Here is a 12,173-nt window from a genome sequence, read left to right on the forward strand (position 1 = left end):
TGTTATAACGCACAACGGAGTTCTCATGCGCCCCTCCTCACTTACCTTTCCCACGCTGTTATCGGGTTTTGTCGCCGTGCTGGTGGGCTACGCCAGCTCGGCGGCTATCATCTGGCAGGCCGCCGCGGCGGCAGGCGCAACGGCACCACAGATTGCTGGCTGGATGACGTCGCTGGGGATCGGCATGGGGATCAGCACCCTGGCGCTGTCGTGGTGGTATAAAGCCCCGGTGCTCACCGCCTGGTCGACGCCCGGCGCCGCCCTGCTGGCGACCAGCTTGCAGGGAGTAACTCTCTCAGAGACCATCGGCATCTTTATCTTTGCCAATGCCCTGATCCTGATTTGTGGCGTCAGCGGCCTGTTTGCCCGGTTGATGAAAGTCATCCCCCATTCGCTGGCAGCGGCGATGCTGGCGGGCGTCCTGCTGCGCTTCGGGTTACAGGCTTTCAGCAATCTGGAGGGGCATCTGCTGCTGTGCGGCAGCATGTTGCTGGCCTGGCTTATTACCAAAGCTTTCGCCCCGCGCTATGCCATCGTGGCTACCCTGCTGGTGGGCGGTGCGGTAGCGGCCCTGAAAGGTGACGTTGTCACTGATAAGTTAACCTTTGCGGTGGTAATGCCGGAATTTATCGCCCCGACCTTTAACCTGACCACGCTTGTCAGTATCGGTCTGCCCTTCTTCCTGGTGACCATGGCCTCGCAGAATGCGCCCGGGTTCGCCACGCTCAAAGCCTCCGGCTATCCGGTGGCGGTCTCGCCGCTGATCGTCTTTACCGGCGGGCTGGCGCTGCTGCTGTCGCCGTTTGGCGTGTACTCGATCTGCATTGCGGCGATCACCGCCGCCATCTGTCAGAGCCCGGATGCGCACCCGGATGCCGGCAAACGCTGGTTGGCCGCGGCGGCGGCAGGCATCTTTTATCTGCTGGCGGGGATTTTCGGCGGCTCGATTAGCGGGCTGATGGCGGCCCTGCCGTTAAGCTGGATCCAGACTCTGGCGGGGCTGGCACTGCTGGGTACCATCGGTGGCAGTCTGCATCAGGCCCTGCACAATGAGGCCGAACGCGATGCCGCGATCGTGACCTTTCTGCTCACCGCCAGCGGCGCGACGCTTGCCGGGATTGGCTCGGCGTTCTGGGGATTAGTGGCGGGCGGCATCTGCTACGCCCTGCTGTTACGCACCCGACGCGCGTAGCTGGGACGGCGTCAGCCCGGTGGCAGCGCGAAAGCGGTTGCTGAAATGGCTGGCGGAGCTGAACCCGCAGGCCAGCGCGATCTCGGTCAGCGGCTGGCGGGTGGATCGCACCAGGACTTTGGCCTTCTCCATCCGCCGCTGCATCACATACTGGTGCGGCGCCATCTGCATCGACTGACGGAACATGCGGGCAAAATGAAACTCGCTTAAGCTCGCCTGTGCAGCGAGATCCGCCAGGGTCAGCGGCTGGGCCAGATTCTCTTCGATAAACCCCAGCACGTTGCGCAGCACGAACGGCGACAGGCCGCCCGTTGCCGTCGGGAGCGCCCACTGCACGTTGCTGTAATGCTGCACCAGATGGGTAAGAAGCAGCGTCGAGGCGGTACTCAGCGTGAGCTGGTTGGCCGACTGCTGCCAGTCGCAGCCGAGGATAAAATGGCGGTACAGGGCGGTAATGCTGGCATCGTCGCCAAACAGATTTTCGTCCAGGGTAAAGCTGTACGGGCTTTTATCCCAGATCTGCTCCCCGACGTTGCGCAGGTGCGCGTCGGTACAGTAGAGATGGATAAACGACAGATCGTCGCGGATATCCCAGCTGGATTCGCTCTCTTTTGGCATCAGGCAGAAGCGATCCGGGCCGCCGCCGTTTTTCCAGCCCGCGTTGGTTTTGTGATAGCTCTCGTAGCCGTCGGCAATATAGAGGCTCAGGGTGTGGTGATCGCAATATTGCGTAATGGTGTCACGTTTATTTGACCAGGCCGCCAGCTGGATGCCTGAATTCAGCGCCACGGCATTGTGCAATACCGCTTTATGCTTGCGCAGATTTTCAAAGGCACCGTACATCTCAGCCATAGCGACTCACACCCTGATAAATAAGAACCATTGAGTCTAAAAAGATCTTCACTTCAGTGCCAGCCCTGTTCACTCTCCGTCAGGAAAAAAGCGCAAGAATATGCAAGTTCACCGCAAGCCTGTGAAAGAAGGCCCTTCTCCCTGCCGCCATACTGGGGTCAGACTTTGCTGATAAGAGAAAAAACGATGAACGCATTATTGTACGCGCTGGTGGTCGTGATCTGGGGAACCACCTGGATTGCCATCTTTTTACAACAGGGGCCGGTGCCTGCGCCGGTCTCTATTTTCTGGCGCTTCGCCGTCGCCACCGCCACCATTATGGCGGTGCTGTTAATATTGCGACGCCTGCGCCCGCTCGCCTTGCGCGACCATCTGTTTTGCGGCCTGCAGGGCTGCTGCGTCTTCTGCTTTAATTTCTGGTGCTTTTATACGGCAGCGGAATACATCAATACCGGCCTCGAATCGGTGATTTTTTCGATGGCGGTGCTCTATAACGCCCTGAACAGCTTCCTCTTTTTTGGTCAGCGCCCGCCGGCACGCTTTTATCTGGCGGCGGCGCTGGGGCTGCTCGGCATTATCACCCTGTTCTGGAACGACCTGTTAGCCAGCGGCTGGAGCGCCGGTCTGCTGTTCGGCATTGCCCTGTCGGCGCTGGGCACCTACGGCTTCTCACTCGGGAATATGATCAGCCTGCGCCACCAGCGCAACGGGCTGGAAACCATGACCACCAACGCCTGGGCGATGCTGTACGGCACTCTGGTGATGGGGGCGATTGCGCTGATCCGCGGGGATGACTTTACGCCGGTCTGGTCGGTGAGCTATATGGGCGCTCTGCTCTATCTGGCGCTTTTTGGCTCGGTGATTGCCTTTGGCGCTTACTTCACGCTGGTAGGGCGGATTGGCGCGGGCAAAGCGGCGTACAGCACCCTGCTGTTCCCGCTGGTGGCGCTTTCGTTCTCGACGGTGTACGAGGGGTATGTCTGGCACAGCAACGGCATTGCCGGGCTGCTGCTGATCTTAACGGGAAATCTGGTGATGTTTGCCCGACCGGAGAACTGGTTCAGACGGCTGCGTACGGCGTAAAAAAAACCGGCCTGCGCGTTGCAGGCCGGTCTGTGGTTATTTGGTTTTATTCACATCAAACATGGTGGCATCGGTCGCCATGTCATCAACAACCTGCTTGAGGGTCGCGAAGGTCATTGGTGTACTTTCGTTATTCAGCTCTTTCCCTTCACCCTTACGGACGACTTTGATGACCGGCTTGTTGGTCTTAGAGTCAATCAGCTCACCTTCAAAGAAGAGGTGGGTATCCATAGTACGGTGACCGGTTGCCATTTGCGTGCCGGCAACCACCAGCGCCACAGGGACAACTTCATAGAACTGCAGGCCTTCTTTCTGCGAGCTGACACCGGTGATGGCGCCACGGAAGATCAGGCTGCGTGAACCCGGGGTCGTCACAATCGGCTTACGCTGGCCGATAGCGGTTTTCATTTTGGTGTTGGTGTAGTTTAACAGTTCATCCAGCGTGCGTTGGCCAATCTGAGTGGTAGGCTTAGGCGTCGGATAATAGGTGATATTGTTCCAGATAATGCTGTCGTAGTTTGCTTCGTTATAAGACGGATCAACCCAGCGCAGCGTTGGTTTACCCGATGCAGAGGTGGTTTGCTGGAGCCCTGAGTAGTCTTTTAAAAAGCCTGAATATTGTTCAGGCGCAGCCACTTTTGACGCACAGCCAGCAAGAAGCAACAGGCCGGAGAGCGCGGCAACTTTAAATAAAGTATTAGTACGCATAATGGGTGTATCCCTGTTAAGTGCAAATATGCAATTGAAGTTATAGCAAAAGTTGGCTGAAAGAAAAGTGACAAAAAATGATGAAGACAGCACAAATTAAAAAAAAATCGCCCGTCTTGATGACGGGCAGAATTAAACGTTTATTTTATATCCACTTGCCAGAATAAATGTTTACCGAACGGATCAATTTCATAACCTGTGACTTCTTTGCGTACAGGTTCAAAAATAGTTGAGTGCGCAATCATCACCGCTGGCATTTGGTCGTGCATCATTTGCTGTGCCTGCTGGTATAACGCCGCACGTTTATTCTGATCGGTAATAGATTTCGCTTCGGCAATAATTTTATCAAATGGCGGATAACACCATTTGGCGGAATTCGACCCGCCGTTGGCCGAGGTGCAGGTAAAGAGCGGGCCGAAGAAATTATCCGGATCGCCCGTTGCCGTCGTCCAGCCCATCAGCGCCGCCTGATGCTCACCCCCCTTCACCCGCTTGAGGTACTCCCCCCACTCATAGGTGACGACTTTGGTCTGCACGCCGACTTTTGCCCAGTCGGCCTGGATCATCTCGGCCATCCGTTTGGCATTGGGGTTGTACGGACGCTGGACCGGCATGGCCCACAGGTCGATGGTCATCCCGTTGGCAAACCCGGTCTCTTTCAGCAGGGCTTTGGCTTTTTCCGGATCGTAGTCGTAGTCTTTCAACTCACTGTCTGCGCTCCAGACGCCCGGCGGCAGCAGGTTTTTCGCGGCGGTGCCGGTGCCCTGGAAGACGGCCTCGATAATGGCCGGTTTGTTGATCGCCATCGCCAGCGCCTGGCGCACCTTGACGTTATCCAGCGGCGGTTTTTGCGTATTGAACGACAGGAAGCCGGTATTCAGCCCCGCCTTGCTCATGAGATTGAGATCTTTGTTGGCCTTCATCCGCGGCAGATCGGCGGGGTTCGGGAACGGCATTACCTGGCACTCGTTTTTCTCCAGCTTGGCGAAGCGCACCGAGGCGTCCGGAACGATGGTGAACACCAGGCGATCCAGCTTCGCTTTGCCCTGCCAGTACTCAGGGAACGCCGTAAACAGAATACGCGAGTCCTTCTGGTACTTCGCCAGCTTAAACGGCCCGGTGCCGATCGGCTCCATATCCACCTTCTCCGGGGTGCCGGCTTTCAGCATCGCGTCGGCATATTCGGCAGAGAGGATTGAGGCGAAGTACCAGGCCAGGTCCGCCACGAACGGCGCTTCCGGATGGGCCAGGGTGAAGCGCACCGTATGCTCATCCACTTTGTCGATGGCGACGATCAGCTTGCCGAACTCCAGGCTCTCGAAATTGGAGTAGTTACCGTTGGAGACGTTGTGATACGGATGACTGGCATCTTTCTGACGCATAAACGAGAAGATCACATCATCGGCGTTAAAGTCTCGTGTCGGGGTGAATAGCGTATTGCTCTGGAACTTGACCCCTTTGCGCAGATGGAAGGTATAGACCTTGCCATCCTCACTGACGTCCCAGCTTTCGGCCAGGCTCGGCACCAGATCGGTAGTGCCCGGAGTAAAATCCACCAGCCGGTTATACACCGGTACGGCGCTGGCATCCACGCTGGTGCCCGAGGTATAGAGTTGCGGGTTAAAGTTCTCCGGCGATCCTTCCGAACAGTAAACCAGCGTTTTAGCGGCAACGGTGGAACTGACCGTCAGCGCGGCGACCATCAGTGCCAGGGTTGTGAGGTTGCTTTTCATCGCGTTTTCCTGTCTTTTAATTTGACGGCTAATGAATTTTTGTCGTGCCAAACCATAAATAACACTAAAGTGATTGTGCAAACACCTGATAACACAAATAAAGAAGGATCCACCATGGCTCACGCGCTCGCCAGTCAATTAACCCAACGCTTCTTTCGCTACCTGGCTATCACCAGCCAGAGCGATCCGAAGGTGAAAACCCTGCCCTCCACCCCCGGTCAGCATGAGATGGCTCGTGCACTGGCGATGGAGCTGCAAACGCTGGGTCTGGACGACATTGTGATCGACGAATTTGCCACCGTTACCGCGGTGAAAAAGGGCAATGTGCCCGGCGCACCGCGCATCGGTTTTATCACCCATATCGATACCGTCGACGTGGGATTGTCACCGGATATTTATCCGCAGATCCTCACGTTTACCGGAGATGATCTCTGTCTGAACCGTGAAAAAGATATCTGGCTGCGGGTCAGCGAGCACCCGGAAATTCTGGCCTATCCCAACGAAGAGATTATCTTTAGCGACGGTACCAGCGTACTGGGCGCCGACAACAAAGCGGCGGTCACCGTGGTGATGACGCTGCTGGAGAACCTCACCGCAGAGCATCAACATGGCGATATCGTGGTGGCCTTCGTGCCGGACGAAGAGATTGGCCTGTGCGGAGCGAAAGCCCTGGATCTGGCGCGTTTTGACGTCGATTTCGCCTGGACTATCGACTGCTGCGAGCTGGGGGAGATTGTTTATGAGAACTTCAATGCCGCAGCGGCGGAAATTCGCTTTACCGGCGTGACCGCGCACCCGATGTCGGCCAAAGGGGTGCTGGTGAACCCGCTGCTGATGGCCACCGACTACATCAGCCACTTCGATCGCCTGCAAACACCGGAGCATACCGAAGGCCGTGAAGGCTACATCTGGTTCAACGGCATCCAGGCCGGGCAAAACGAGGCGGTGCTGAAGGCCAATATTCGTGATTTCGATCGCGACAGCTTTGCCGCCCGTAAGGCGCAAATTGGCGACGTCGCGCAGAAGATCGCCGCACAGCACCCTACCGCGAAGGTGAGCTGGCATATCGAAGATACCTACAGCAACATCAGCAACGCCGTAGGGGAAGATCGTCGGGCTATCGACCTGATGTTTGAGGCGATGGAAAGCTTAGGCATCACGCCGAAACCGACCCCGATGCGCGGCGGCACCGACGGCGCGGCGCTTTCAGCGAAGGGGCTGTTGACCCCGAACTTCTTCACCGGTGCCCATAATTTCCACTCGAAGTTTGAGTTTTTACCGCTGAAATCGTTCGAGGCCTCGTATCATACCGCGCTGCAGCTTTGTCTGCTGGCGGCACGTTAAGCCGGATGGCGGCTGACACCTTACCCGGCCTACAAAACCCCTGACCTGTAGGTCCGTGCAAGCGAAGCGCCGCCGGGCAATGCCCGTTACGCTGGTTTACGCGCCAGCAGCGTGGCGAAACGCAGTTTAATACGATTCCCCTGGGCGTCGGTGCGGTGTAACTCACCGACGTCCTCGTTGTACTTCAGCTGTTCCCAGCCCGCATAGTAGCCGCTCAGCTCCCCGGTTTTGAACGCAAACGGGAAGCCGACGTTGCACGGATAGTCTTCGGTATCCATTGCCGCCACAATCAGGTTATAGCCGCCCGGTTTGGTGCAGCGCTGCATGTTGTCAATCAGGCCCGGAATAGTCTCTGGCTGGAGGAACATCAGCACGACGGTTGAGAGGATAAAATCGTATTCGCCGTCAAAGCGCAGGCTGTTGAGATCCTGAATCGCCGTCTGCAGGTTAGCGATCCCCTCTTTGGCCTTGATGCTCTCGATGTTATCGATACTTGCCGCATTCTTATCCCACGCGGTAACGTCAAAACCATTAGCCGCCAGGTAGAGGCTGTTACGTCCGTTGCCGCAGCCGAGATCCAGGGTTTTGCCCGGTTTAACCATCCCTGCGCTATACACCACCTCAGAGTGGGTGCGGGTCATGCCATATTTTTCGGTAAAGTAGTTCTCATCAAACACAGTCATTCTCTTTCCTCAGCTTGCATAAGCGTTGCTTTGTCTGCACGGACCAACAGTTTGCCCTGCATCAGCAGGATAAACGTGCGCACCAGTAATAGCGCAATGATGGCATTGGTAAAAATAAACAGCGGGATGGCGATGGCGTGGAAAAAACCGGACGGGCTACTCTGCCCCAGATGCAGACCGGTGGTAGCCAACGCCGAGACGCCGAACGAAAAGCTCCAGAACGACGCATTAAACGGCTGCGACAGATACCAGGGCATCAGGCGCAGGGTAAACAGCAGCTGCAGCAGGCCGTAGCCGAACAGCATTTTAGCGAAGGTATCGGCTTCGCCGCCGTTGACGCTGAACCAGGCGCTACAGGCCACCAGCGCGGGTGCCAGCTGGATCCCAAGGGAGGTGCGCATCGCGGGGGGCAGTTCGCCTGCGCTCCGCAGACGCTGCAAAATCACCGGCTCCAGGCTCAGCCAGGAGAAGACCCCGGCCCCGAGGAACACCAGCCCGGCATCGTGAAACCCGAGCGCGCCGCAGGCCATCGCGCTGATAAAGTTGTTCGCCACCGTAGGCAGATAGAGGCCCGGGGTAGTCGCCTCCTCCGGGTGTTTGCCGCGCCACAGTCCGGCAGACTGCCACGCCGCATAGCTCAGTTGCACCACCACGCCAACGGTGAACAGCGCCAGCGCCAGCGGGCGATACCAGGGCACAAAGCCAATCGCCACCAGCATGGTGGTGGCCGGAAACAGGCTGACAAAACTGCTCATCACCGGATGGCGCATCTCCGCCAGCACGCTGCGCGGAAAACGTATCGCCCGGGTGAGAAAAGCGACGGTCAGAAATGCCCAGATCGCCATCGCCAGCGTCACCAGGATCTCGCCCGGCCAGCGCGTCACCGGCCAGATAGTGCTGGCGTAACGCCAGGCAAAGCCCATCCCAATGGTCCCCAGCACCATCCCGTAGTAGCCCGCGGGTAAATTAAGAACGCGTTCAGTCGGTTGCGTTTTATACATAAATTTTAATCTATAAAATATATTTGAAATACTAGTTTAAGGTGTTTCATTTGCGGATGCCACTGTTTCGATAAAGCTAAAGTTTGCTACGTTTAGTGGAGAGGACAACTGCGGGCAGAGTGATGAAAAAATATCGACTTAGCGATGAAAGCCGTCAGCACTACTGGCAGGACGGCGAGACGAAGGCAGCGGTAGAAGTGCGCCAGATTATCGCCGCGCGTGATTTCAACGATGTGAAGTGCGGCACCCGGGGCGGCTGGATCGATGACGAATCGGCGCTGTCGCACGAGCAAGACTGCTGGATCTACGACGAGAACAGCGTGGTGTTCGCCGGGGCGCAGGTCAGCGGCAATGCGCGCATCACCCGGCCCTGCGTCATCAGCCATCAGGCATCGGTGAGTGATAACGTCTGGGTCGATGGGGCGCAGATCACCCACGGCGCGCGTATAGGTGACAACGTCACGGTGCAATCCTCGATAGTGCGCGGTGAGTGTCATCTTTTCAACAATGCCCGCATCCTGCATAACAGCATGGTAATTGCCGCCAAAGGCTTAACCCCGGATCCGCATCAGATCCTGCGCATTTTTGGCGAAGCCACGGTCAGCCAGTCGCGGGTGGTGCATCAGGCGCAGATCTACGGCAACGCCATCGTCACCTACGCCTTTGTTGAACACCGCGCGGAAGTGTTTGAGAACGCGCTGCTGGAAGGCAACGAGGTGAATAACGTCTGGGTGTGTGACTGCGCCAAAGTGTACGGCAACGCCCGCCTGCTCGCCGGGCTGGAGGAGGATGCCATCCCCACCCTGCGCTACAGCTCCCAGGTGGCGGAAAACGCCCTGGTGGAGGGCAACTGCGTGATCAAACATCACGTCCTGATTGGCGGCGACGCCTGGCTACGCGGTGGGCCGATTCTGATTGACGATAAAGTGGTGATCCAGGGTCGGGCGCGCATTCGCGGCGAAGTGCTGATCGAGCATCATATTGAAATTACCGATGACGCGGTGATTGAGGCATCGGACGGAGAGGTGATTCACCTGCGCGGCGAGAAGATGATCAACGGCGCGCAGCACATTACCCGCACGCCGTTGCTCGGGGCATTATGAGGTGCAGATCCGGGCGTAGATATTCTGGTCGTCATAGCGCCCGTTGAGGAACTCGGCCTCTTTCAGGCACCCTTCCAGCAGAAAGCCGTTGCGCAGCGCCACCTGGTTACTGGCGGCGTTGTCTACGCGGCACTTGATCACGAAGCGGCGGATCTCTCCCCGTCCGGCGTAGTGCTGAATAAACGCCTCCAGCGCCTGAGACAAAATCCCCTGCCCCTGATGCGCTTCATCCAGCCAGTAGCCGATATAGCCCGTTTTATTCAGCGGCTCGATGGAATTGAACGACAGCACGCCTGCCAGGACGTTATCCCTGAAGATAAGGAACATTTTGGCGTAACCGCGCTGATGTAGCATCTGGTTGCTGAGGATGTTCTGGCGGGTGTCCTCTTCTGAGCCCACAAACTGCGGCCAGTTGAGGTAGTCCTGCAGATACGCCCGGTTTTTGACCACCAGATTGTGCAGCTCGGTGGTGTAACGCTCATCGGTGGCGCGCAGTTCGAGATGCGCATTGACGGGGATAATTTCTTCGGTTGTGGTGGTCATTGTGCTTCCTGTGCAATGCCGGGCGGCGCATGCGCTTGCCCGGCCTACGGTTTGTGCCTGTTGCCTTAACGCATTATGCGGTCATCCACGTACTGGCGCTTATCGGGCGCCGGTGGGAAGTAGTGATACAGCCAGGTTTCGCTGATCGCCTCGCCCTGGCAGCGCAGGAACATGCGCATGTCCACCGTATCGGTGGAGTCGCTGGTCGGATACCAGTCAAACAGAATGCGATACCCATCGAACGGCTCCACGTACAGGATCTCAACCTGCTTCGCTTCGCCGCTGGAGAGAGTGATCACCGGCTCAATCCCTTTCGGTGCAGCCGCTTTCAGATCGCCGCCAACAAAATCGATAGCGAAACGGCGCGCCCACACCTTCGGATAGTTTTCACCCGGGGCCCAGCCTTCCGGGAAGCCGCCCATCCCGGTACGGGTCGCCATCACGTTCGCCAGCGGAGAACGGACCGGCGGTTTGGCGCTCCAGTAGAGACGGTACTGGAAGTCCAGCTTGTCGCCTGCTTTCACCGGTTTTTCCGGCTGCCAGAAGCAGACCACGTTATCCAGGGTTTCACCGGTGGTCGGGATCTCCATCAGCCCCACGGTGCCCTTGCCCCACTGGTTGCGCGGCTCGACCCACAGGCCTGGACGTTTGTTGTACCAGCCCATGATGTCCTGATAGTGCGAGAAATCGCGATCGAGCTGCAGCAGACCAAAGCCTTTCGGGTTCTTATCGGTATAGGCGTTGAACTGTAACTTCTGCGGGTTGTTCAGCGGACGGCAGACCCACTCGCCGTTACCGCGCCACATCGCCAGACGATCGGAGTCGTGGATCTGCGGATGAATGGTGTCGCACATGCGGCGCTCGTTGTTGCCGCAGGCGAACATGCTGGTCATCGGCGCGATCCCCAGCTGCTGAATGTCCTTTCGGGCATACAGGTGGTTTTCGACGTCCATGATCACCTGAGTCTTCTCGCAGTGGATCACGAACTTATAGGCCCCGGTGATACTCGGGCTGTCGAGCAGGGTGTAGACCGTAAAGGTGGTCGCACCCGGTTTGACGGTTTCAAACCAGAACGAGGTAAAGTCCGGGAACTCTTCCTGCGTATCGGCATAGGTGTTGAGCGCCAGACCGCGGGCAGAGAGGCCGTACTGATAAGTGTCATCCACCGCGCGGAAGTAGCTCGCGCCCAGGAAGGAGACGATATCGCGACGCGCCAGCTCAGGGGATTTAAAGGCGCGGAAACCGGCAAAGCCTAAATCGCTCTGGCCTTCCAGCTGCTTCGTATCAACGCCCGCGTCGTGGTAGTTGAACAGCTCCGGGCGGAAGTGAATTTCACGCGCCTGCGCGGTCTGATTATCCACCGAGAACATGCGCACCCGGCGGCGGAAGCCCATTCCGACGTGGAAGAACTGCACGTCGAGCTGGCGGTTTTCGATGTTGTTCCACAGCGACTGCTTCGCATCGTACTGGATGCTGTTATAGGCCTGCGGCGTCAGCGTCGCCAAGGTATCCGGCAGCGGACGCGGCGCACCGCCCCAGGGTGTTTGCGCCAGGTCGTGCGCCATGGATTGCAGCACGGAGAAGTCGAAACGACGGCTCGTACCGTCCGCAATATCCGACTCAGCCGCACTGGCTGCCCGGGAAAAAAGCGCGGCGAGGCCGGAAGTCCCGCTCAGGGCGGCAACAGCCAGGGAGCCTTTTAAAAAACGTCTGCGATTCATGCCTGGAAAAACGTCCTTATGGTCGTGGGGAGGTGGATTTCGCTCAGGGCGAAACAACGGCAAGAAAGAACATCATTAAGAGGGCACAGCCTAAACAAAAACGGTTAAGAATCCAATAATTGACAGGCGAGAATATGCGCAATGGGAGAAAGATTTTTATGTCGAGGAGAATTGCCTGAATCGGGGGTAAAGAAACGTATAAAAAGGCCC

Annotated in this window: 11 protein-coding genes; 4 read left to right on the forward strand and 7 right to left on the reverse strand. The window is 57.5% G+C overall.

The window, feature by feature from the left end:
* Positions 1 to 25: 25 nt before the first annotated feature.
* On the forward strand, positions 26 to 1,192 hold the full coding sequence (locus ACP4QI_RS11405) for a benzoate/H(+) symporter BenE family transporter (protein ID WP_445730288.1): 1,167 nt from the start codon (positions 26 to 28) through the stop codon (positions 1,190 to 1,192).
* Here ACP4QI_RS11405 and ACP4QI_RS11410 read toward each other — a convergent pair.
* Entirely contained in the window at positions 1,172 to 2,044 is an 873-nt protein-coding gene (locus tag ACP4QI_RS11410) for an AraC family transcriptional regulator (RefSeq protein WP_426494599.1), read from the reverse strand. The genes ACP4QI_RS11405 and ACP4QI_RS11410 overlap by 21 nt on opposite strands.
* Positions 2,045 to 2,230: 186 nt before the next feature.
* Between ACP4QI_RS11410 and ACP4QI_RS11415 the strand changes: the two genes are divergently transcribed.
* Entirely contained in the window at positions 2,231 to 3,127 is an 897-nt protein-coding gene (locus tag ACP4QI_RS11415) for a DMT family transporter (protein WP_426494598.1), read from the forward strand.
* A 36-nt stretch (positions 3,128 to 3,163) separates the two neighbouring features.
* On the opposite strand, the gene ACP4QI_RS11420 is transcribed toward ACP4QI_RS11415, so the two are convergent.
* Both ACP4QI_RS11420 and ACP4QI_RS11425 read right to left on the reverse strand, forming a co-directional pair.
* Positions 3,164 to 3,835: a DUF3313 domain-containing protein gene (locus tag ACP4QI_RS11420; RefSeq protein WP_156263854.1), complete on the reverse strand. Its 672-nt coding sequence runs from the start codon at positions 3,833 to 3,835 to the stop codon at positions 3,164 to 3,166.
* A gap of 140 nt (positions 3,836 to 3,975) precedes the next feature.
* Positions 3,976 to 5,568, reverse strand: a complete 1,593-nt coding sequence (locus ACP4QI_RS11425; protein ID WP_426494597.1) for an ABC transporter substrate-binding protein — start codon at positions 5,566 to 5,568, stop codon at positions 3,976 to 3,978.
* Between the two features lie 114 nt (positions 5,569 to 5,682).
* Between ACP4QI_RS11425 and pepT the strand changes: the two genes are divergently transcribed.
* Positions 5,683 to 6,912: a peptidase T gene (gene pepT, locus ACP4QI_RS11430; protein ID WP_142489585.1), complete on the forward strand. Its 1,230-nt coding sequence runs from the start codon at positions 5,683 to 5,685 to the stop codon at positions 6,910 to 6,912.
* Positions 6,913 to 6,998: 86 nt separating this feature from the next.
* Here pepT and tehB read toward each other — a convergent pair whose 3' ends face one another.
* Positions 6,999 to 7,595, reverse strand: a complete 597-nt coding sequence (tehB, locus tag ACP4QI_RS11435) for a tellurite resistance methyltransferase TehB (RefSeq protein WP_156263857.1) — start codon at positions 7,593 to 7,595, stop codon at positions 6,999 to 7,001.
* Positions 7,592 to 8,596, reverse strand: coding sequence for a dicarboxylate transporter/tellurite-resistance protein TehA (gene tehA / locus ACP4QI_RS11440; RefSeq protein ID WP_285128700.1), 1,005 nt, complete (start codon positions 8,594 to 8,596; stop codon positions 7,592 to 7,594). The genes tehB and tehA overlap by 4 nt, the downstream gene beginning before the upstream one ends.
* Before the next feature lie 122 nt (positions 8,597 to 8,718).
* On the opposite strand from tehA, the gene ydcK reads away from it, so the two are divergent.
* Positions 8,719 to 9,699, forward strand: coding sequence for a YdcK family protein (gene ydcK, locus ACP4QI_RS11445; RefSeq protein ID WP_426494596.1), 981 nt, complete (start codon positions 8,719 to 8,721; stop codon positions 9,697 to 9,699).
* On the opposite strand, the gene rimL is transcribed toward ydcK, so the two are convergent.
* Complete coding sequence (rimL, locus tag ACP4QI_RS11450) at positions 9,694 to 10,242, reverse strand: 50S ribosomal protein L7/L12-serine acetyltransferase (protein WP_426494595.1); 549 nt, start codon at positions 10,240 to 10,242, stop codon at positions 9,694 to 9,696. The two genes, ydcK and rimL, sit on opposite strands and share 6 nt — an antisense overlap.
* A gap of 65 nt (positions 10,243 to 10,307) precedes the next feature.
* Complete coding sequence (locus ACP4QI_RS11455) at positions 10,308 to 11,963, reverse strand: glucan biosynthesis protein D (RefSeq protein WP_426494594.1); 1,656 nt, start codon at positions 11,961 to 11,963, stop codon at positions 10,308 to 10,310.
* Between the last annotated feature and the right edge of the window lie 210 nt (positions 11,964 to 12,173).

Origin of the sequence: Leclercia sp. TB492, from assembly GCF_049974505.2 — a bacterium.
GTDB classification, from domain to species: Bacteria; Pseudomonadota; Gammaproteobacteria; order Enterobacterales; family Enterobacteriaceae; genus Enterobacter; species Enterobacter adecarboxylatus_C.